Raw genomic sequence first — 21736 nt, 5'->3', positions numbered from 1 at the left:
TTCTGCTTTCTTATCGAATCTATTTCTGTGTTTCTCCTGCAGCCAGGTCTTTTACCACTTCACCGGCAATAATAAGTCCTGCCACCGAAGGTACAAATGCCACACTTCCCGGAATATCTCTTCTCTCCGTGCACTTATGCTTTGCTCCCGGCGGGCAGATACAGTTGTGTCTGCAGCTGGTCGCCATATCTTCTTTCGGTCTGGTTGGCTGCTCTTCTGAATATACCACTTTCAGCTTCTTTACGCCACGTTTTTTCAGTTCCCGGCGCATAACTTTTGCAAGCGGGCATACTTTCGTCTTATAAATGTCTGCCACGCGGAACATACTGGCATCCAGTTTATTTCCGGCCCCCATACTGCTGATGATCGGCACATTTTTCTCCTTTGCCGCCATCACAAGTGCGATCTTTGCCGTTACCGTATCTACAGCATCGACGATATAATCATACTCTTCAAATGCGAAATCATCTGCATTTTCCGGCAGGAAGAAGCAGTCATGGATCGTCACTTTTGCATTCGGATTGATCTCCAGGATACGGTCACGCATCACTTTTGTCTTATATTTTCCAACAGTCTTTCTTGTCGCAATGATCTGACGGTTCAGGTTCGTCAGACATACTTTATCATCATCGATCAGATCAAATGCACCTACGCCGCTTCGCACCAGTGCCTCGCAGACGTAACCGCCCACGCCACCGATTCCAAATACCGCAACTCTGGCATTCGCAAGCCTGTCCATTGCTTCTTTTCCAAGTAATAATTCGGTTCTCGAAAATTGTGTCAGCATCTTCTTATCTTCTCCTTCTGCCGTACGAAACGTGTCTCACAGATTTTATCGCAATAATAGAACACGCTTTGTAAGTTTGTTACGCAAAACCAGCGGCTGCATTCCATGTCTCTCATGCATGCACCCGCCGGTCACTTCATATTCCCAGTAATTCAATAGGTTATATTATATATGGAGTTGTTCTTTTTGTCAATCTTTCCTTCTTACAGGTGAAGTACGCGGTCTTTGATTTCCTGTGTTCTTCCCTGATTCCAGAACTGTGTTCCGATATATCCACAGGTTCTTCTTGCTACACATAACTTATCCTGATCTCTGTTACCGCAGTTCGGACACTCCCAGATCAGTTTACCGTTTCCGTCTTCCTTGATCTGGATCTCACCGGTATAGCCGCAACATTCACAGTAATCGCTCTTCGTATTCAACTCAGCATACATGATATTCTCATAAATATACTGCATAACGGAGAGTACTGCCGGAATATTGTCCTGCATATCCGGTACTTCGATGTAGCTGATCGCTCCACCCGGAGACAACTTCTGGAATTCGGATTCGAATTTCAGTTTCTTAAATGCATCGATCTTCTCTGTTACATGTACGTGATAGCTGTTCGTAATATAATTCTTATCGGTTACGCCTTTGATGATTCCAAAACGTTTCTGTAAACATTTTGCAAATTTGTAAGTTGTAGATTCCATCGGTGTCCCGTATACGGAATAGCTGATGTGCTCTGCTTCTTTCCATTCTTTGCACTTATCATTCAGTTTCTGCATAACTTCCAGTGCAAACGGGCTTGCTTCCGGATCTGTATGGGATTTGCCAAGCATACGCATGCACATCTCATAAAGGCCCGCATATCCGAGAGAGATTGTTGAATATCCATTATAAAGCAGTCTGTCGATCGTCTCACCCTTCTTCAGTCTTGCCAGTGCACCATACTGCCACAGGATCGGCGCTACATCGGAAATCGTTCCGAGAAGACGCTCATGTCTGCAGCGGAGTGCCCGGTGGCACAACTCCAGACGTTCATCCAGAATCTTCCAGAATTTATCCATATCTCCATTGGAAGAACATGCCACATCTACAAGATTGATCGTTACAACTCCCTGATTGAAACGTCCATAGAACTTATGGCTTCCGTCCGGATTTCTCTGCTCGTCCTCAACTGTCAAAAATGAACGGCAGCCCATACACGGGTAAACTTCTCCCTGCTTCAGCTCACGCATCATCTTAGCGGAAATATAATCCGGTACCATACGTTTTGCTGTACATTCTGCTGCCAGCTTGGTCAATTCCCAGTACTTGGAACCTTCTGTAATATTATCTTCATCCAATACATAGATCAATTTCGGGAATGCCGGAGTGATCCATACACCTTTTTCATTCTTAACGCCCTGCATTCTCTGTCTCATCACTTCTTCAATGATCATAGCAAGGTCATCTCTTAACTGTCCGTCTTCTACTTCATCCAGATACATAAATACGGTTACAAACGGCGCCTGTCCATTACAGGTCATCAGTGTGATAAGCTGATACTGGATCGTCTGGATTCCGCTCTTTACTTCATCGCGGAGTCTGCGTTCTGTAATCTTGTCAATGATTTCCGGATCCATGCTCTCGCCACATTCTTGTCTCTCAGCGATAACATTCTTACGGAGTTTCTGTCTGCTGATATCTACAAACGGTGCCAGATGTGCCAGTGTAAAAGACTGTCCGCCATACTGGTTACTTGCCACCTGTGCCACGATCTGGGTCGTTACATTACATGCTGTAAAAAAGCTATGCGGCTTCTCGATCAGCGTCTCACTGATCACTGTACCATTCTGCAACATATCCTGTAAATTGATCAGATCACAGTTATGTTCTTTCTGTGCAAAATAATCAGAATCATGGAAGTGGATGATTCCTGCTTCGTGCGCCTGCACAATCTCTTCCGGAAGGAGCAGACGTCTGGATAAGTCTTTGCTGACTTCTCCTGCCATGTAATCTCTCTGTGTAGAATTGATCACAGGATTCTTGTTGGAATTCTCTTGATTTACTTCTTCATTCATGTGCTCGATCAGTGCGAGGATTCCATTATCTGTTGTATTTGATTTTCTGGTAAGCTCTCTCTTATAACGATAACGCACATACTTCTGTGCGACTTCATATCCACGCATCTCCATGATGCCGGTCTCTACCATATCCTGAATATCTTCTACATTCACGGCATGGCGATATTCGTTCACTTTCTGACCGATTGTATCTGCCACTGCAAGAATCTGATATTCATTCAACTGATGGATCCGTTCTACCTCTTTGTTTGCAGATTTGATCGCATTTATGATCTTATCAAGCTGGAACGGTACTTCCTCTCCGTTTCGTTTGATCACATGATTTTTCACTTGAATTCCCATAATCCCCTTGATTTCTCCTTTTTTAGCATTCTTTTTTTATAACAAAATATAGATATTTTTAACTTGTCATTACACAATATGTTGTGTCTTTTACTATCATACACCAATTCAGAGCGAAAAGAAAGAGAAAGTTTTACTTTTTTGCAATTCCCTTTCTCTCTTTCTCTCTAATTGAATTTTATCTTAATCCGGCAGATCTCACTCTTCGTACCCACTCTCATATCCGGTCCGAATACGCCAAGCCCGGAAGTCACGATATTATGCATCTTTCCCTTTTTCAGATAGCCATAGGAGTTCTCCCACATCATGTCCGTAACCAAGTTCCCCGGGAACATCTGGCCATCATGTGTATGTCCACACAGATCCAGATCCACTCCCGCATCTGCCAGTTCTTTTAATTCTCTCGGTTCATGATCCACTACAAGAATTGGTTTCTTCTGATCCATTTCCTTCACCAGTTCTTTCGGAAGCTTTCTCTTCCTGATCCCTCTTCCCGGACGTTCATAATCAGCTCTTCCGAACAGATAAAAAGCATTGTCGATCTCGACTGCTTCATCCCGAAGCAGATGAATATTTGATTTCTCCAAAAATGTATCCATCCGCGGATCGCTCATCTTCTTCCCTTTTCTCGGAAATGTAAATCCTGCCAGAATCTTCTCCTGTATATCATGGTTGCCGTAACATGCATAGACACCATACCTGCTCTTGATCGATCTTAATATCTTCTCCAGGCGCTCCGGATTATCCAATGCCTCATATTCATTGTCAAAAATATCTCCCGCGATCACTACAAGATCCGGTTTTGACGCATTGATCTTCTCCACCATCCGCTGCATATGGCTGCTGCCGATGCTGTATCCCAGATGGAAATCAGCCACAAGAACAAGATTCAGTTCCTTCCGATTCCCTGCTTTCTTTGATATCTTTACCTGATAATCTGTCGTTACGATATGACGTGCACCATAGATCCCGGCGGCACTGAATGCCAGAATCACTGCCAGACATATACTGCCCACGATAACATGTCCTTTTCTTGAAAAAAGTCTTTCCTTTTTCGGAAATGACACATGTTTCAGAATGAGTCTTATAAGATCTGCTACAAGAACTGTAAGCAAGATATATAATAACACACCCAGCCAGTAATTGCCAATCCCTTTCAGCACTCTTTGTAACATCGACGGCGGTACAAGGAATCCAAAAAGCAGGCTTAGCGCCAGAAAAACGTACACTGTGACGAGCAGTCCCCTGAGAAAAAAATTTTTTGTCACATCGTGACAGGCTGCAAGCCAGTGCAGCATGCGCCAGAGTATATATCCGCATAATAACAGATACAGCGGAGCCAGATATAATGCGATCATTGTTTTACTACCTTCCCTTCTTTTTCATATGTCCGGACGGCTGTCGTCCTCATTTTGCTGATTCCTTTCCCCTCATTCGGATGACGTACCGACCACATCTGATCTGCGCCAAACAATACTAACAACAGCACACATAACGCAATCAGACGTCGCATCGGAAGCCTGCGGATCAGATTGTCTAAAAATGGCGCCAGTACATATACCATTACAACGCCTCCGATTCCAAATGTCAAAAGCCCTTCTGCACAGATCCTTCCGTTAAGATTCAGAAAATATCCATGATAATCCCACCATCGCTTGCCATGCGTTATAATCTCTAGGAAATAAGATGTATAATATTCTATAAATCCACACAAGGCTACCGCTGCAATAAATTCTGCCACAGGTTTTCTGCGCAGACGGTTCAGCAACAATAAAATCAGTACACTGCCAGCCCCGTAAATCGGCAACCACGGACCGTGAAGAACCCCACGGTTAACAAAACATCCTTTGGTCAGAAAATGTAGACTCACTTCCCACACCCAGCCTGCAAATGACATAATAAAAAACATCATGATCACAGACCAGATAGAGTAATGACGCAAAAAGTTCATATTTTCCAGCAGATTATTTCTCTTCACTTCCGAAATCGGATACAGTCTGGTCGGATAAACAATTCCTTTGTATGCACGTATATCATGCACAACCCGGAATTTTCGGTTTGCCTCTTCCTCCAGCGCATCCATCTCTTTCTGATGCAGCACTGTGATTCCCAGTGTATTTGCAAGAAACTTCTGAACTCCAGTCAGACCTTCTATAACAACCGGCGGTTCTTCCTCCACTTCTCTAACGTCTTCATAAGCCGCATCCAGCACCATCTGTTCCGGATGCTCATACAGATATCTATCATTTAACTGTTCTGCCAGCGGAAGTTTCCTGTCGATTGCCTCCTCTCGCAGACTCACATAATATTCTGCCATTGTCGCAGCCATAAATGGATTGATATAGAAAATGTTGGCAATTCCCATTGTAAAAAATCCAAGAAATCTCCAGCCCCAGAACGACAATTCCATCACAAAACATTCCCACTTATGCCCGTCCATCATCTGCCTTGATAATGTGATCGCATCTGCCGCCTTAATTGATGGATTCTCTGCTGCAATATAAGGAACCAGATAATAAGAATAATATTTGACAACGCCCCCGATAACCGTAAGCCCCCACACAGTGTGCAATGCCTGTTTTAACAGAAGCGTGACTCCCGCATGCATCCATTTGCGCACCCGCATCAGGAACCACACTCTGTGTAGCGGAACGCGCTTATAACAGCGCCCTTCCAAAAGCATCCTTCGCATAACAATCTGATACACATCTACGATAAAGGTCTGCACGAAAAAGATCAGTGCCAGGCTGACAACGATCAGCAGCCAGGCAGCTATGTTATCCGAGCCGACCAGTGAGCGCACCGCAACTGCAAGTGTAACAATATATTCACCGGAAGCGGCTTTATTTACAATGCCGGAAAAGACACCCCTGCTTCGTCCAAGAACCGCATTTTCATTCTTTTTTGATTCTTCTTCATAGCGTTTCTTCTTTTCATCAATGCGCGCTCTCTGCTCCGCCTCTTTTCCTTCATTAAATTCTTCCAGATTATCATAGAACGCTCCGATCAGGTTATCCGTTGTCAGACGATTGACCGTGTTCTCTGCTTCCGCATAAGACACTGCTGCGTCCTTTCCCAGTTTCACGGAAGTGGTAAATTCTGTTCCGATCATGCCTGCAATAAGGCATAACATAACAAAAAGCCAGTAATGCGTCTTCAACACACATCTGGCTCTCTTCTTAAACTCTCTTCGTCTTTTGTGCATCCTTTTTCCTCATTTCTTTTGTTGGTAAAATTATAAATAGAATACACATCCTTGTAAAGAAAATAATTCTAAAGATATTCTTAGGGAAATCTTAGTTTTTACTGCTGTCACCCGGCTGCTCCGTTGCTTTTCCATAAAATGCAGCCAGTACCTGTTGGAACAACGTTCCGATCATAACCGGGAACATCACTTCTCCCGGGAAATATGCCGCCGCAATCACGGCTCCCACGCTGATATTACGCATTCCGTTTCCGTACATCATGGAAATAGATGTTTCGTGATCCTTCTTCCATAATTTTGCGACCAGAAGTCCGATTGCATAACCGCTTGCCGCCAGTACGAGAATTGTTACTGCTACAGCTACCCGCTGTCCGTTCATATGGCGAATATACGGTGCCACTTTGGATGAATTGGATATTACAACAAATATCAACGCCAGTTTGGAATAAGGTGCGAGCACTTTCGGCAAACATTCTTTTGCGCGATTATGGCTGATCTGATTCAGGCACATAGCAAAAATTGCCGGAAATGCCACCATGAAGATCAGCTCCTGCATCATCTGTACTGTATCCATATGTACTGTTTTTCCAAGAAGAATCCTTAATGTCAATGGAATTAAAAACGGCGACAACACCGTATCTGTCACCACCAGAGACAGCGATAACGGACTATTTCCGCTGTAGATTGTTATCCACATCAGTCCTGACACCGCTGTCGGCACTGAAAATTCCAACACCATCCCGGCAATCAGCCTTGCATTATCTGTGAAAAATAAATGTCCAAGTCCGCAGGCAAATACCGGCATTACAACATGAATAAGCCCGAGCATCACAAGAAGTATTGACGGGTTCTTAAATACCCCCGCCACATCTTTGAAGCTAGACTTCAAAGCACCATTAAATGTCATAAATGCAAAGACAAACGGAACATATGGGAGTCCATGTTTTGCAATATCCGGGAACCACACGCCCAAAAGAAGGCAGATTGGTGTCACCAGTGCCATCCATTTTTCTATAAAACGGTTAAATGCCGCCATGTTGTTCCCTCCTCGTCGCTATAAATCGAATGTGCCTTGGCACATTCGCGCGCCTGCGGTGGTCGCTTGCGACATCATCATTGTACGCCGCAGTGCGCATCCTGCCGGAGGCTTTTGTATAATAGGAAATGAAATTTCCTATTATACAAAAAATCGCCGTCCCTGCAGCTCTGTTGTCTGCAAAAACAGCGATCTTATAGTGCGCGATCAGGGGTTCGAACCCTGGACACCCTGATTAAGAGTCAGGTGCTCTGCCAACTGAGCTAATCGCGCATATCCTGCGTCATCAGTTTTCCGTGACGCAAGTAATATTATATGACATGTTTTTCTAAAAATCAAGTGTTTTTTAATATTTTTTTATTTTTCTTCCATATTTTTCCAGAAATCATTTTCATAATTTCCAAACAGCTCTTTTTCTATCCGACAAATCACACCGGCAGAACCTTCCACTGCCAACTTAATGTGACAGATTCCCACCACAGCTGCTTCCATATCCTGCCGTACAACTATAGCAAACTGCACAGGTATGAATCTTCCGCGGCTTCGGCGCATGATCCGCAAGCTCTCTGATATGTGCTTCCCCATCTGGTTTCATTCCAAGGACATGATAATATTCACAGTCATACAGACTGCCATCGTAATCAACATTGATCTGATCCCGGCACATAACCTTCGGCAGATTGTCTTCATTGAAGTTCTCACTCTGCAGTTTCAGATAAGATCCAAGTTTTCCCTGGTGCTTTAACTCCTGCCCGAATCTTCCGATCGGCACATTTCCAATTGCGATCAAATCCGTAAATACAATGCCATATTCCTTTTCCAGAATTTCTCTGTATGTCTTTTCCAGCATAAATTCATTCGGTGGCAGATACGGGCCATCTGTATTATACACAAGCGTCAGCCGCAGATCATCCTGTCTGCCATAGCCTCTTGCATTTAATTCCTGTAGAATCTTAATCGCCGGATCAAATACATGTGCGCCTCTCTGCTTTTCCACAACTTTCTTATTATAGTAAGGCAGAGAACAGACAATACGGACTTTATTTTCTGTATATACATCTATTAAGTGAGCATATGCTTCCTTCTGCAAAATAACAAGATTTGTGCGGACAATCACATCGCCAAGCTTCGATGCTGCCTCAATGAAATAAGTAAGATTCGGATTCATCTCCGGTGAACCGCCGGTAATATCCATCGTTCGAAACCCACCGGTCTTAAATGCCTGCAGGCACTGATCCATTGTCTCTTTGCTCATCATCTCCGTTTTATCCGGCCCACACTCCAGGAAGCAGTGTGCACAGGACAGATTACACCTGTAGCCGACATTTACCTGCATTGTCGTGAGCTGCTCTTTGGAATACAGCTCATCCACACCTTTGACACGATCCATTAATTCCGGAATGTCATACCGTCTGACTTCTTCTTTCAGTGTCCTTGCTGTAATCTTTGCATTTTTATCATACTGCGTCGGATTAACACTCTGATCCAGTTCTTTAAACAGGCCATAATGTGTCTCCCCTTCTCCTTCAACCGTAAAATAATTACAGAATCTGGAAGCCCTTAAAATCTTTGCAAGATTACCACTGATTCCAAGTGGTTTATTTTTCAGAAAACGGAATGTCTCATCAAAATCGCAATACCGTTTATTTTCCTCCATCGTTCCAAGATAGGTCGCACTATGTCCGTAATTTTCTTCCCGGTCCTCCAGGCCGCTACACTTAAATGCGCGTACTGTACAGGAATAAAACTGGATGTCTCCTGTCAATCTCGCAATCTCGAAATCATGCGGCTGGATCGGTGTCTTTTCCATCGTATAATAAGTGACAAAACCACATTTTTCCATCATTCTGCGGAAATCTTCCAGATACATGGAGCCACCCATACATTCTCCGCGCATGACCGGATCATTTTTTATTTCATCCGGAAGCCTGCGGTCGGCAAAAACATCGGAGAAATAAATCTCTCCGCCTTCTTTTAATACCCGGTATACTTCCCGGAAAATCTGCTCCTTGAACGGCGACAGATTAATTACGCAGTTAGATGTCACAACATCGATGGAATTATCTTCAATTCCGATGCTTTTCAGATCTTCGATATATCCCAGATGAAAACTTGTATTCGTCTTTTCGAATCCAAATGCCTCCATCTGCGCTGCTTCATTACGGATGGCAACTTCAATCTGGGACGGTGTCATATCTACGCCATAGACATGTCCCTCTTCCCCAACCAGTTTAGATAAAATATAGACATCTCTTCCCGTACCACATCCGAGATCCAGCACATGGCATCCTTTCATTCCCATCGGAATCGGAGAACCACAGCCATAAAAACGGTTTTTTATCTCATCCTTGATCAACGGCAAAATATCTTTTACATACTTCGGCGGCGCTGAACTGCAGCAGCACGCATTTGTTTTGAGGTCATCACTGCTTTGCAGGATGACCCCATAATATTCCTTTATTTGTTCGTGAATATCATTGCTCATAATTTGTGATCTCTTTCCCATTACTTTGTAACAGACTTTCGCTTAATGTCTTCCCTCGTCCATCATTCCGAAGCACTCACTGAAGAATACTTTAATCTTTACATTATATTTTTCAGCTACAGCATCAAATGCATCATCTACAATATCTAATAACAGATCAGATTCGCATACTGCACGCGCATTTACAACAAGACGCAATTTTTCTGTTTCTTCTTTCAGTTCCTGGTCATGGATGATGTCATAATCTACACCGATCAGACTGAATTTTCCATAATCATTCTCTTTTCCTACTGCAAATGTCTTCAGATGTGGAACATTTCTCTTATTTGCAATCAGTCCGTTACGAATCTCGTCAATGAGATCGTCAACTAATTCATTTCCGTCAAATGCTTTGCCGTCTTTTGCTGTGATAAATACATTTCTGTTGAACCATGACATACTCTTCTCAGCTGCAACGAATTCCGGTCCGCCGTATCCGATATCTGTAATGTTCACACGGCTCTCTGCAGTCAGTACATAGTCTGCTACCTGTTCCAGACCGATCTTTTCTTTTGCAGAGATAGGGAACACCGGAATATCCGGGCAAGCTTCTTTTAAGAATTTTACATAGCGGTCCACTTCCTCATCAGACATCAGATCGATCTTATTCAGAACGATACAGTCTGCTTCTTTTAACTGTGCATCCAGAAGGAATTTTAATTCTTCCGGAAGATGGATATCTGCCTGCTCCGGCATGATCATACGAAGTCTCTCCGGGTCTGTTACAACAAGAAACGGAGCCAGTGTAAACTCATCCTTGTGGTTCTTGTCCAGATTGCCATATACATGATCCAGTGCACCGATTCCGCATCCCGGAATATCAGACATAACCAGATCTTTCGGCTCTCTGTTCAGACGCTCGATTCTTTCGATCAATGTATCCGGAATATAGCAGATACAGTCGCCGCCGATCGGTGTGACTTCTACATTCTGACGATCAGAATACTCTGCATCGATAATATAATTTGCTCCCAGGTCATTTGCAATGATTGCTGCATGTTTGCCTGTGCTGTTAATGTACTCTGTAAGTGCTACCATCGTCGTTGTCTTTCCTGCTCCAAGGAAACCACTGACTACCATAAAACGTTTTTTGTCCATTGTTTTTTACCTCTTTTTACATTTTGTCGTTCTTTTTTTCTATATTTTTTATACAGTTTATCTCATATAACCATCATAGCTTTTTTTCAGATAAAAAACCACTCATATTTTTTAATAACTAACGACAGATATAGATTTTTTCTATTACTGATTATAGATTATCAGTTATATTTTGTGTCTTTAGTTTCCTCCCTTACACTGGTATCTTCTTATAAAATGTAGTATAATGTCTCCAAACTTTAACAGACTACTATGTGAAAGGATGATAATTATGAATACAGCCAAAGAAACGGTTTCCTGTAAGATCGAACATCATGCAATGATGTTTGCTTTTCTCGCCAAGCGCGCTATTGAAATCTGTGGCGAAGAAGGAAAACAGGCAATCTTAGACGGTATGACTGTCTATGGTAAAGAACGAGGTGCAAGAATGGCTGCACGAGCGATTGCTCACGGCGATCCGCTCAACACAATGACCAACCAGGCTTACGGCGAGTGGAAGCCTGACTATGACGGACAGATGCAATTTGGTACACTCCGTACCGAACCGACACTTCAGACTTATATTTCGAAATGTGCCTGGTGTGAAGCATGGAAAAAGCACGATATTACAGAATACGGTAAACTTTATTGTGTCAATGTTGATAATGCGGTTTATCAGGGATTCCGCTCTGATTTTGTCTGTACCCCAACTGCTACATCCATGAGCTGGGGCGGCGAACAATGCGAATTTGACTGGGGCTATCCACTGACGCCGGAAGATGTCGAAGCTCTCGCTGCCAAGAAGAAGGATCTCGGCACTTCCTGCATGAAAGATTTTAATTTTCACACCGCACATCTGAAAGATACAATTAGTAAGACACTGATCGAAAAGCTTGGCACAAACGGTCAGAAAGCAATTGATCTTGCCCTTGCTGATTACGTGGATACTTTCGGTCAGGAATATCTGGATGTATTAGAGGGTGCTTACCCGGAGGAAGTTTAAATATGACAGATTCTACGATCAATCATTTCAGTGAAGAAATTTGTTCCGAATCTTCCGCCAGCCGTAACATTGTAGCAGACTGGCTTAAAACACATCAGGCAGAATTAATTGATACGGCAAATTACATATTTGCCAATCCGGAACTTGCCTATCAAGAACAAAAATCTTCGGTGCGTTTAAGTACTTATTTACAGGAACAGGGATTTACTGTTTCAAGCGGAACTGCAAATATTGAGACTGCCTTTACCGCAACCTGGGGCACAGGAAAACCAATCCTTGGATTTCTCGCAGAATACGATGCACTTCCCGGTGTCGGACATGCCTGCGGTCATAACTTACTGGGCACTGCCGTAATCGGAGCCGCCTGCGCACTGAAAAATCATATGGAAACAGAACAGATTCCCGGCACGATCTGCGTCTACGGTTGTCCTGCTGAAGAGATCATGTCCGGCAAGATTGTTATGAACAAAGCCGGCGTCTTTGATGGCCTGGATGTTGCCGTAACATGGCATCCATTTGACCGGAACCGGATCAGCAACGATATCTGGATGTCCCAGGATGTGAAAAATTATACTTTCCACGGAGTCAGCGCACATGCCGCCAAATCTCCGCAGGAAGGGCGAAGCGCTCTGGATGCAGCCGAACTTATGAATATCGGTGTAAATTATCTGCGTGAACATGTGCCGGATGAAGTCCGTATGCATTATGCATATGTCGATAACGGAATCCCGTCAAATGTTGTTCCGGATCTTGCAAAGACGAATTATTTCATCCGTTCTTTCAAGCGTTCCCGCACAGAAGATGCCAGTGCACGTGTGGATAAATGTGCACGCGGTGCTGCCATGATGACAGATACAACCGTAGATATTGAACTGGTCACCAGCTGTAAAGAGATGAAAGTCAACCGTGTGCTTGCAGAGCTGTACTATGAGGCAATGACACATATCCCGACTCCGGAATATACCGAAGATGAACTGACATTTGCCGCCGAACTCAGTAAAGAAGCCGGGTTGGAAAATGACGGGATTTATTTCAAAGGACTGGAACCGCTGGAGCCGGAACCTGTTCCGATCTTCATCGGTACAGACGCTACAGCAGTCAGCCACACCGTTCCTCTCATCACCATCAGTGCTGCTACCATGTGCCGCGGTACGTCTCTGCATCACTGGGCTGCCGCAAAGCAGGCAGGCATGAGTATCGGACACAAAGGTATGCTTTACGCTGCACGCTGTATAGCAGAAGGGACAAAGCTGCTGTTAGAAACCCCGGACAAACTGACTGCTGCCTGGGAAGAATTTAAGAATACAGATGCCTGATTGTGAACGCGCAGCGCGCGACACAATCTGTCTGATAATAATTCATATTAAACATTTTGATTTAGGAGGTCGATTATTATGGTAACAAAGAAAATCGGAGTCATCGGATGCGGAAACATGGGAGGCGCGATCCTCTACGGCGCACTGGAAAGCGGTGTACTCGCAAAAGAGAATGTATACGTTTACGACATTAACCCTGCCATGATGGAAAAAGCAAACGGCTGGGGTGTCAATCTCGCGGCAGACGATGAAGATGTCTGCAAGAACAGCGACATTATTTTACTTGCCGTTAAACCTCAGAATGCCGCAGAAGCTTTAGAGCAGTGCAAAAAAGCACTGGACGGTAAAGCAATGATGTCTATCGTAGCCGGTGTAACAGTCGAAAGACTTCAGGCTATGATCGATGGTACACCTAGAATCCTGCGCCTTCTTCCAAATACTCCGGCGATGGTATTTGCAGGAGCATTTGCTCTTTGCTCTGACAATGATTTCAAAGAAGATGAAATGGAAATCGCCAAATCCATCTACAGCTCTATCGGTGTTGTTGAACTCCTTCCGGAGCATCTCATCGATGCAGCCTGCGCATTAAACGGTGGCGGTCCGGCTTATGTTGCAATGTTCATCGAAGCAATGGCAGACGGTGGCGTAAAACAGGGACTTCCTCGCGCTACTGCATACCGCCTTGCAGAGCAGACCTGCCTTGGAACTGCAAAGATGCTTCTTGAGATGGATATCCATCCGGGTGCTTTAAAAGATATGGTAACTTCCCCTGCCGGAACTACCATCGAAGGCTGCGAAGCACTGGAACGTGGCGGCATGCGCGCTTCGGTTATGGAATGTATCAAGGCTGCTGCTGAAAGATCCAGACAGTTATAATCCAGAATATTAAATTGTAGTATGATATTTTTCTTACATAATCTGAATTGATTGAAAAAGAGATTGGCATATCATTCAACTGATACGCCAATCTCTTTTCATTCATACTAGTTACAATTTTTATTTTATAGCTTAAATAATTTCCGGACTAAACCCACGGTGCAGTACCGTTAAATATTCAAACCTGTTTTCTCTCGAAATTCTTTCAAAGAGTCTGCTCTCGCGGCTGCTTTCAGCCAGCTCGTTAAAACCTGCAGGTCTTTTTCTGATTCAATCCGGGTTTGAAGTACTTCCGGAATATCGCCAAGTTCCTGCAAGATTTCCATCAGCGAATCAATCTTGCCCTTCCGTATTCCAGCGGCTTCGCCTTTCTGTATTCCAGCCGCTTCGCCATCTGCATATTCTTCCATGCGTATTAACCTTTCCCGCTTTTCCCACGTATAATCCAGATGTGTCATTTTCTTCACTTCATCCTTCCTGCTTCTGAAAAAATCTTCCAATATATGATTCGTTATACAATCATTTATCGCACTGTCCACAGCCTCTTCCAGATTCATTCCCTGCCTTTGATTCTCCCTTACCTTTTCCACAAAATATGTATATCCTTCCAGTACTGCTGATTTTCTTTTCAAAATCTGATTGTTTTCCGGATTGATATTATAAACTTTGCAGATGATCTCTATCTGCAGTTCTTCGGCTTTGTGGTAAAACGAATCCGACAGTCTCATTTCTTCGTATTCCGTTCTTTTTTGTGTCCCATTATAAAATACGATAAAATGCGGTGTCGGTATCTGTATTTGTCTTCTGCTGAATAGATCCTTGTCATTATCTTTCAGCCAGTCCTGCAATGTATTTACAAAATAGATTAACTTCGAAGTGGCATATTGGGATTGTATGTGGATTGATGCTCATAAAAATTGATGTTCATATCAATAATGAATGAAGCATCATTCCGAATGGAGAGCGACACGCCCCGCTCCAACTGAACAATCTCCACTTCCTCCGGATTGGTATATTCCGAATCGTTTAATGCATTGTAAACTTCCAGCGCATTTTCTTTGCTTTCCATTAACATGGAAAATACATCACTTTTGTACTCTCTGTTTTTTCTCATGAAATACTCCCTTCTTTATTCTGAGTCCTTCACAAGAAATTGTGCGGTCTTCGTTAGTACCTTCAGGACTCCTGCTGTTATTAGTGAAATTTAAAAGCATGAATTCCTTTCAGATACTTTAGATATGAATAAGACACGCTTAAAAGCGCAAAAGAAAAAGATGCTTTTATAGGAGTTTAGCACTATCAAATCATCTTTTCAACTTATTTTTATTTCTTTTTTGTTCTATTTTTCAAAAACAACAACTCCACATTCATATGGATGGTCATAATATACCTGGTCTTCCTTGTCAGAGTGATATCGTAATATTTTCATAATAATCAAAAAATCTCCACCGCCGCCGAGAGTCATAAATTCCGCAAGATAAAGGCACACAAGATTGCCTGTCATGATTGCCACTACTCCCAACCCTGCTCCAAGAACCAGTGTTGGCATTGCCGCTCCCAATACATACTGCCATTTCTTAAGTGGTACCGAACAATGGCAGTACGGCGTCAGCATCTTCCAGATCACGCCAAAATTTATAGATTGAAAATGTTTTTCTGCAAATATTCCCCATGTAATTCCGTGAATCAATTCATGCACAACTGTCAACATCAGCGTAAACGGGAGCTGCCATATTAAAAGTTCCAGAGAAAGTGGGGATGCCCTGACAGCTAAAACAGCTACAATATACTTACACAACAGTATATCGTAGCTGTTTTCTTTCACTTAACTATTTTGTTATCTCTTTTAATCATTTTTTCAAGCCAAAATTTTGTTTGAGTACATCATATAGTTTTGAATTTTCGTTTAAAATAATATATGTTATATCTGTTTGATTTAAGTGAATTTCACCTTCATTATTTACAGTAAATGTTATATAGTCATTATCCGAAGAAACTGTCATTGTATAGAGTGGCTTTTTTATTTCCATCCCTAATTCTCTGCGTTTACGCTTCATCTTTGTTTTTTTAATTTCATCAATAAGATTCTTATATATTACCGTCTGCAAATCTGTGTCATGTACAATTGGATTCTCATCACTCTCCATTTTTTCGACAGATATAATTTTCCATTTTGTTGATGAACCTAAATTTTTGTCTATTTGTCTTACCAATGTCGTATGTCCATTCAAAACTATAATTATTGCTATAATTCCAACTACAACAACAGTACTTATGCACATTAAAATTCTTTTTTTCATTATTTTCCCTCAACAAGAGACAACTCCTTTTAGAGCTATTTTTTTCTCCACTTTTCTGTCAGAAGCTCTGAAGATATTGTCCACATTTCTTTTGTATTATGATTTGCCAATATATTACATCTTTCCAAGTTCCTTGACTTTTTATCATAATAAGTTGTTTTAACGGTTGCTTTACTTTTTAATTTTTTAGTATATGTCGACTTTTTAAAACCAACTCCAACTGGATGAAATTCATAAAACACATCTGCTACACCTTTTTCATCAGAAAGTACTACTTTTTTCTTTTTCTTTGCATTGTCCTGATAATAAAAAATATTTCTTGTCGTATATTTTGCCTGAAAAACATAGGATGAATATGATTTTTTATCATATTTAACGCCACCATCTCCAACCATTATTTCGACAATACTAAATGGAATCGAATAATTTCCCATTGCATAGCTCACAGCTAATTTCACGCCGCCTTCCATCCATTCATTTAAATACTTGCCAACAGCTTTACCTCTTTTTTCAATTCTAATATTCTTAGCTTTTGATACAGTATAGTAATATGTTCTTCTACCATATGTTCCATATTTTGATGCAGCTGAAACCGGTAAAGAAGTAAAACTAAAACTAAACACGAACGCTAACATAAGTGTAATGATAAAATATTTTTTATACTTTTTCATTCCCCTGTGCCTCCCTTTTTTAGTTTTAGTCTCCCCCCCACGCAAAAATTGTCAAGTCTTTTTCTTATATTTCATTATTATATAATCCTCTACGACTTCATCCGCTTAATCACCTTCAATCTGGTAAACTCTTCCCTTTCTTTTTCCTCCAGCGCATTGCTGATCGTGTATACCAGATTGCTGTACATCGGAATCGTAATATTCTTAAGCGCATTGGCACGTTTCTGTGTCTTTTTAATATTCGTTGCCAGACGATACGCCGCATTCTCCACCATCGACAATTTGATGGTCAGATCTTTCACTTCCCGGAATGCTTCCCGCGCAATATCGATCGACTCTCTCGTTGTACTGAACGAATACGTCAGATCATTCTGCTTTGCATCGTATTTGACATGCGGGATCTCTGTTCCCATAATACTCCGCGTCTGGATGCGGATAGAATCTTCGATCGGCACGGTAAATGCCAGTTCCCGCACTTTGCTGATTCCATGCTCGATATTCGCACGCTGCAGGCATGCATATGCTTTTGTAAATGTCTGGTCAATCTCTTCCTGAATACCCTTTGCCTCATCAATCAGTGACATCAGCTCTTTGAGCAGAATATTCCGCTTCTTATCCATCAGATCATAGCCCTGATGCGCCAGTGCCAGCGAGTTTTTGGCAAGCATTAAGTTTCCTTTTGTGGGAAATTCTCTCGGATCCATACTCTGCCTCCTTTTCTGCTTTCATTCTGGTCTCTGTCATAGAAATAAAATTATTTCTTATGATTCACTTTCTTCTTCATCCGTCTCTTCTTTTTTCTTATAATATTTATCAATCAGTTTCGTATCGATTCGGTCTAATTCCTCTTTTGGAAGTAAACCTAAAAGTTCCCAGCCGAGATCCAGCGTATTCAGAATAGTACGGTTTTCTTTTGGACCCTGACCGATATATCGTTTTTCAAATTCTTCTCCGAATTTCAGATACTGCTTGTCGATCGGTGACAGCTCATCTTCTCCGATAACGGAGGCAAGATTTCTCGCTTCCCCCACCTTTGCATAAGCTGAAAATAACTGATTTGCCAGATCCTGATGATCTTCTCTTGTGTAGCCTGCTCCAATTCCGTCTTTCATCAGACGGGACAGTGACGGCAGGATACTGATTGGCGGATAAATTGCCTGCCCGTGTAAATTCCGGTCCAGAACAACCTGCCCTTCTGTAATATATCCGGTCAGATCCGGAATCGGATGTGTAATATCATCATTCGGCATCGTCAGGATCGGAAGCTGTGTCACAGAACCAGTCGAATCTTCCACAATTCCGGCACGCTCATAAATCGTTGCCAGCTCACTGTACAGATAGCCCGGATATCCTTTTCTTGACGGAATTTCTCCTCTGGAGGAAGATACTTCACGCATCGCCTCCGCAAAGGATGTCATATCTGTCAGAATAACAAGGATGTGCATATTACACTCAAAAGCAAGATATTCTGCCACCGTCAGTGCCACTTTCGGCGTGATCAGACGTTCAACAACCGGATCATTTGCAAGATTCAGGAACATACATACATGATCGGATACACCGCTCTCTTCGAATGTTCTGCGGAAAAATTCTGCCACGTCGTGTTTGACACCCATAGCGCCAAATACAATCGCAAACTCCTCGTCCGAACCTTCGCCGAGTGATGCCTGCTTCACGATCTGCGCCGCAAGCTGGTCATGCGGAAGTCCGTTTCCTGAGAAAATCGGGAGCTTCTGCCCACGGATCAATGTTGTCAGTCCGTCAATTGCTGAAATGCCGGTACGGATATAGTTTCTCGGATACTCTCTCTTTACCGGATTTAACGGAAGCCCATTGATGTCCCGCCTGTCTGCTGCTGTGATCGGTCCAAGTCCGTCAATCGGTTCGCCGATTCCGTTAAATGTACGCCCCAGCATCTCCGGGGACACATCAACTTCCATCGGACGTCCGGTCAGCTTGGTATGCGTATTGTCCAACGACATATTTTCCGTACCTTCAAATACCTGGATGATTGCCTTGTCTTCATCAAGTTCCACGATTCTTCCCATTTTATGGATCTTATGATCTACTACAAATTCTACAATTTCATCATAAAATGCATCCTGTACCCCTTCCAGCACAACAAGAGGTCCGTTTATGCTGCTCAGTCCTAAATATTCAATTGCCACAACTTACTCCCCCTTTATGCATTCTTCTCTACAACACGATCGTAGAACTCGTCAATATCCCGTTTATACAGATCCAAAAGCTGCAGGTTATCGTTCGGCACATCATATTTAATAGCGATTACCTTTTCGTAAATCCCTTCGGCTTTCAGCACAGACATCGGCATACCCATCGCAACCAGCCTCCGGCTTTTCTTATATAAATATAAAATAACATCCATCATCTTAAACTGTTTCTCCAGCGAAACGCATGTATCATCTTTGTGGAATGCATTCTGCTGCAAGAATCCAAGACGGATCACTCTTGCAATTTCCAAAATCAGTTTCTGATCATCCGGAAGTACATCGCCACCGATCAGTTTTACAATCTCCATCAGACTGCTCTCCTGATTCAGAATTGCCATCAGACGATTCCGGTAATCTACAAACTTCGGCGATACGTGATCCGAATACCATCCACTTAAATCGTTCAGATATTCACTGTAGCTGGACAGCCAGTGGATTGCCGGGAAATGTCTCGCATACGCCAGCGATTTATCCAGTCCCCAGAAGCAGCGCACGAAACGCTTTGTATTCTGTGTGACCGGTTCAGAGAAATCTCCACCCTGTGGCGATACTGCACCGATGATCGATACTGATCCGGTTGCTCCATTTAATGTCTGCATCATACCTGCACGCTCATAGAATGCGGACAGTCTGGATGCAAGATAAGCCGGAAATCCCTCTTCTGCCGGCATCTCTTCCAGTCGTCCGGACAGTTCACGCAGTGCCTCTGCCCATCGTGAAGTAGAATCTGCCATAATCGCCACATCATACCCCATATCACGATAATACTCTGCCAGGGTGAGTCCGGTATAAATAGATGCTTCACGGGCAGCTACCGGCATGTTAGAAGTATTTGCGATCAGCGCTGTCCTATCCATCAGAGGATTGCCGGATTTCGGATCGACCAGCTCGGAAAATTCTTCCAGAACCTGTGTCATCTCATTTCCACGCTCTCCACATCCGATATAAATAATAATGTCTGCATCGGACCATTTTGCGATCTGATGCTGTGTCATCGTCTTTCCGGTTCCGAATCCTCCAGGAATTGCAGCGGTTCCGCCCTTTGCAATCGGGAACATGGTATCCAGGATTCTCTGTCCGGTTACAAGCGGTACGCTTGCCAGATACCGTTCCGATACCGGCCGCGGTACACGGATCGGCCATCTCTGTGTCATTGACAGTTCTTTTAATGTTCCATCCGCAAGCTCCAGTGTTATCAGCGTATCCTTAATCGTATACTGTCCATCCGGTACAACCGAAATTACTTTTCCTTCTACATCCGGTGGCACCATGCATTTATGCACGATTGCACGCGTTTCCGGAACTTCTGCAATAATCATTCCTCCGTGCACCAGATCACCGATACCCACTGTCATATGTGTATCCCATAATTTTTCTTTATCCAGTTCGTCCACGCTGACACCACGTGTGATAAATGCACCTCCTGATTCTGCGATTCTCTCAAGCGGTCGTTCGATTCCATCAAATATGTTATTTAGTATTCCCGGAGCCAGTGTCACAGAGACAGCAGCGCCCGATGCCGTAACTTCTTCTCCCGGACGCAGTCCCGACGTCTCCTCGTATACCTGGATCGTTGTCAGATCTTTATCCAGAGAAATCACCTCACCGACAAGGCGTTCCTTTCCGACATAGACCATCTCCGACATTTTAAATCCATTCTTCCCTTTCAGATAGATAACGGGACCATTAATGCCATATATCTTTCCAGTCTTTTCGCTAGTCAATTCCCGCACCTCCCTTGAATGAGAATTTCTGGGATTCATTTTCCAGCGCTCCCTTAAACGCATAGTCAACTAATATATTTCTTTCGTGAATTACCGCGCGCACCCCGCCAATAAAATCTTCTTTACTGATCGTAAGTTTCATGCCGGTATGCTCTTCCAAATAATCTTTCCATCTTGCATCCGACGGATTAAGATATATCGTCATCTCTTTTCCATCTGCAAATCTGGCAGCCTTTTCTATATAAGTAACAAGAAGTGCCTGATACTGTGGTGTCTGCATATAATCATTCAGTTTTTCTTCCACTTCCTGAAACAGTTCTTTTTTTAATTCAAATTGCGTCGCGCTGATTTCTCTTTTCAATTCGAGCTGCGCCTTTGACATTGCCATATTGAGCTGCTGCTTTGCACTTACCTGCTCTGCTTTGATCCGCGTCTCTACCTGACGTTTCACCTCTTCTTCATGCTGCTTTGCAAGCTGCCGGAGCGCATCCTCATGCTGTTTGATGATTGCATTTCCTTCGCCACGGGCTTCTTCCATCGCCTTCGTGCGAAGATGCTTTATTTTCTCCTCTAATGTCAAGCATGCCACCTTC

Annotated in this window: 19 protein-coding genes and 1 tRNA gene; 3 read left to right on the top strand and 17 right to left on the bottom strand. The window is 43.1% G+C overall.

What is annotated here, in order from left to right:
* Nucleotides 1-19: 19 nt before the first annotated feature.
* From H8S07_RS02990 to H8S07_RS02955, 8 genes are all read right to left on the bottom strand, one after another.
* Nucleotides 20-787, bottom strand: a complete 768-nt coding sequence (locus H8S07_RS02990; RefSeq protein WP_117537506.1) for a tRNA threonylcarbamoyladenosine dehydratase — start codon at nucleotides 785-787, stop codon at nucleotides 20-22.
* Nucleotides 788-990: 203 nt separating this feature from the next.
* The gene (gene nrdD / locus H8S07_RS02985; RefSeq protein WP_021860080.1) at nucleotides 991-3180 is read right to left on the bottom strand and encodes an anaerobic ribonucleoside-triphosphate reductase; all 2190 of its coding nucleotides are present in this window, start codon (nucleotides 3178-3180) and stop codon (nucleotides 991-993) included.
* Nucleotides 3181-3347: 167 nt separating this feature from the next.
* Nucleotides 3348-4538, bottom strand: a complete 1191-nt coding sequence (locus tag H8S07_RS02980; RefSeq protein WP_117537504.1) for a metallophosphoesterase — start codon at nucleotides 4536-4538, stop codon at nucleotides 3348-3350.
* Nucleotides 4535-6385, bottom strand: coding sequence for a DUF975 family protein (locus H8S07_RS02975; protein WP_117537502.1), 1851 nt, complete (start codon nucleotides 6383-6385; stop codon nucleotides 4535-4537). Before H8S07_RS02975 ends, H8S07_RS02980 begins: the two co-directional genes overlap by 4 nt.
* A 91-nt stretch (nucleotides 6386-6476) precedes the next feature.
* Nucleotides 6477-7421: a bile acid:sodium symporter family protein gene (locus tag H8S07_RS02970; RefSeq protein WP_117537500.1), complete on the bottom strand. Its 945-nt coding sequence runs from the start codon at nucleotides 7419-7421 to the stop codon at nucleotides 6477-6479.
* 200 nt (nucleotides 7422-7621) lie between these two features.
* A tRNA-Lys gene (locus H8S07_RS02965) sits at nucleotides 7622-7694 on the bottom strand.
* Nucleotides 7695-7878: 184 nt separating this feature from the next.
* On the bottom strand, nucleotides 7879-9906 hold the full coding sequence (arsS, locus tag H8S07_RS02960; RefSeq protein WP_021860400.1) for an arsenosugar biosynthesis radical SAM (seleno)protein ArsS: 2028 nt from the start codon (nucleotides 9904-9906) through the stop codon (nucleotides 7879-7881).
* A 42-nt stretch (nucleotides 9907-9948) separates the two neighbouring features.
* Nucleotides 9949-11043, bottom strand: a complete 1095-nt coding sequence (locus H8S07_RS02955; protein WP_021860401.1) for a GTP-binding protein — start codon at nucleotides 11041-11043, stop codon at nucleotides 9949-9951.
* A 271-nt stretch (nucleotides 11044-11314) separates the two neighbouring features.
* On the opposite strand from H8S07_RS02955, the gene H8S07_RS02950 reads away from it, so the two are divergent.
* From H8S07_RS02950 to proC, 3 genes are all read left to right on the top strand, one after another.
* The gene (locus tag H8S07_RS02950) at nucleotides 11315-12025 is read left to right on the top strand and encodes an L-2-amino-thiazoline-4-carboxylic acid hydrolase (protein ID WP_117537498.1); all 711 of its coding nucleotides are present in this window, start codon (nucleotides 11315-11317) and stop codon (nucleotides 12023-12025) included.
* Between the two features lie 2 nt (nucleotides 12026-12027).
* Entirely contained in the window at nucleotides 12028-13341 is a 1314-nt protein-coding gene (locus tag H8S07_RS02945; protein WP_186855389.1) for an amidohydrolase, read from the top strand.
* A gap of 78 nt (nucleotides 13342-13419) precedes the next feature.
* Nucleotides 13420-14217 (top strand): pyrroline-5-carboxylate reductase, encoded by a 798-nt coding sequence (gene proC, locus H8S07_RS02940; protein WP_117537494.1) that lies wholly within the window; start codon nucleotides 13420-13422, stop codon nucleotides 14215-14217.
* Between the two features lie 170 nt (nucleotides 14218-14387).
* Here the strand turns inward: proC and H8S07_RS02935 are convergent, their stop codons facing one another.
* The 9 genes from H8S07_RS02935 to H8S07_RS02895 form a co-directional block, all read right to left on the bottom strand.
* The gene (locus H8S07_RS02935; protein ID WP_186855388.1) at nucleotides 14388-14945 is read right to left on the bottom strand and encodes a hypothetical protein; all 558 of its coding nucleotides are present in this window, start codon (nucleotides 14943-14945) and stop codon (nucleotides 14388-14390) included.
* Between the two features lie 137 nt (nucleotides 14946-15082).
* Complete coding sequence (locus H8S07_RS02930) at nucleotides 15083-15331, bottom strand: hypothetical protein (RefSeq protein ID WP_186855387.1); 249 nt, start codon at nucleotides 15329-15331, stop codon at nucleotides 15083-15085.
* A gap of 225 nt (nucleotides 15332-15556) precedes the next feature.
* Nucleotides 15557-16042, bottom strand: coding sequence for a DUF3267 domain-containing protein (locus tag H8S07_RS02925; protein ID WP_021860406.1), 486 nt, complete (start codon nucleotides 16040-16042; stop codon nucleotides 15557-15559).
* 25 nt (nucleotides 16043-16067) lie between these two features.
* Complete coding sequence (locus tag H8S07_RS02920) at nucleotides 16068-16517, bottom strand: hypothetical protein (protein WP_021860407.1); 450 nt, start codon at nucleotides 16515-16517, stop codon at nucleotides 16068-16070.
* Between the two features lie 35 nt (nucleotides 16518-16552).
* On the bottom strand, nucleotides 16553-17188 hold the full coding sequence (locus H8S07_RS02915; protein WP_021860408.1) for a hypothetical protein: 636 nt from the start codon (nucleotides 17186-17188) through the stop codon (nucleotides 16553-16555).
* Nucleotides 17189-17277: 89 nt separating this feature from the next.
* Complete coding sequence (locus tag H8S07_RS02910; RefSeq protein WP_186855386.1) at nucleotides 17278-17892, bottom strand: V-type ATP synthase subunit D; 615 nt, start codon at nucleotides 17890-17892, stop codon at nucleotides 17278-17280.
* Nucleotides 17893-17949: 57 nt separating this feature from the next.
* Nucleotides 17950-19356: a V-type ATP synthase subunit B gene (locus H8S07_RS02905; protein WP_186855385.1), complete on the bottom strand. Its 1407-nt coding sequence runs from the start codon at nucleotides 19354-19356 to the stop codon at nucleotides 17950-17952.
* Nucleotides 19357-19370: 14 nt separating this feature from the next.
* The gene (locus H8S07_RS02900) at nucleotides 19371-21182 is read right to left on the bottom strand and encodes a V-type ATP synthase subunit A (RefSeq protein ID WP_408640161.1); all 1812 of its coding nucleotides are present in this window, start codon (nucleotides 21180-21182) and stop codon (nucleotides 19371-19373) included.
* Nucleotides 21136-21723, bottom strand: a complete 588-nt coding sequence (locus H8S07_RS02895; RefSeq protein WP_118288126.1) for a V-type ATP synthase subunit E — start codon at nucleotides 21721-21723, stop codon at nucleotides 21136-21138. The genes H8S07_RS02900 and H8S07_RS02895 overlap by 47 nt, the downstream gene beginning before the upstream one ends.
* Between the last annotated feature and the right edge of the window lie 13 nt (nucleotides 21724-21736).

The sequence above is a fragment of the Dorea hominis genome (assembly GCF_014287705.1).
GTDB lineage: Bacteria > Bacillota > Clostridia > Lachnospirales > Lachnospiraceae > Dorea_D > Dorea_D hominis.
The sequence above is the reverse complement of the archived record's forward strand: the minus strand, read 5'-3'. Positions and strand labels throughout refer to the sequence as shown.

Coding starts and splice junctions, on each gene's coding strand:
- H8S07_RS02910 (WP_186855386.1), bottom strand. CDS start 17,892: ATGGATCCGAGAGAATTTCCCACAAAAGGAAACTTAATGCTTGCCAAA.
- H8S07_RS02930 (WP_186855387.1), bottom strand. CDS start 15,331: ATGAGAAAAAACAGAGAGTACAAAAGTGATGTATTTTCCATGTTAATG.
- nrdD (WP_021860080.1), bottom strand. CDS start 3,180: ATGGGAATTCAAGTGAAAAATCATGTGATCAAACGAAACGGAGAGGAA.
- arsS (WP_021860400.1), bottom strand. CDS start 9,906: ATGAGCAATGATATTCACGAACAAATAAAGGAATATTATGGGGTCATC.
- H8S07_RS02935 (WP_186855388.1), bottom strand. CDS start 14,945: ATGAGACTGTCGGATTCGTTTTACCACAAAGCCGAAGAACTGCAGATA.
- H8S07_RS02970 (WP_117537500.1), bottom strand. CDS start 7,421: ATGGCGGCATTTAACCGTTTTATAGAAAAATGGATGGCACTGGTGACA.
- H8S07_RS02915 (WP_021860408.1), bottom strand. CDS start 17,188: ATGAAAAAGTATAAAAAATATTTTATCATTACACTTATGTTAGCGTTC.
- H8S07_RS02900 (WP_408640161.1), bottom strand. CDS start 21,182: ATGAATCCCAGAAATTCTCATTCAAGGGAGGTGCGGGAATTGACTAGC.
- H8S07_RS02945 (WP_186855389.1), top strand. CDS start 12,028: ATGACAGATTCTACGATCAATCATTTCAGTGAAGAAATTTGTTCCGAA.
- H8S07_RS02975 (WP_117537502.1), bottom strand. CDS start 6,385: ATGCACAAAAGACGAAGAGAGTTTAAGAAGAGAGCCAGATGTGTGTTG.
- H8S07_RS02920 (WP_021860407.1), bottom strand. CDS start 16,517: ATGAAAAAAAGAATTTTAATGTGCATAAGTACTGTTGTTGTAGTTGGA.
- H8S07_RS02955 (WP_021860401.1), bottom strand. CDS start 11,043: ATGGACAAAAAACGTTTTATGGTAGTCAGTGGTTTCCTTGGAGCAGGA.
- H8S07_RS02950 (WP_117537498.1), top strand. CDS start 11,315: ATGAATACAGCCAAAGAAACGGTTTCCTGTAAGATCGAACATCATGCA.
- H8S07_RS02980 (WP_117537504.1), bottom strand. CDS start 4,538: ATGATCGCATTATATCTGGCTCCGCTGTATCTGTTATTATGCGGATAT.
- H8S07_RS02990 (WP_117537506.1), bottom strand. CDS start 787: ATGCTGACACAATTTTCGAGAACCGAATTATTACTTGGAAAAGAAGCA.
- proC (WP_117537494.1), top strand. CDS start 13,420: ATGGTAACAAAGAAAATCGGAGTCATCGGATGCGGAAACATGGGAGGC.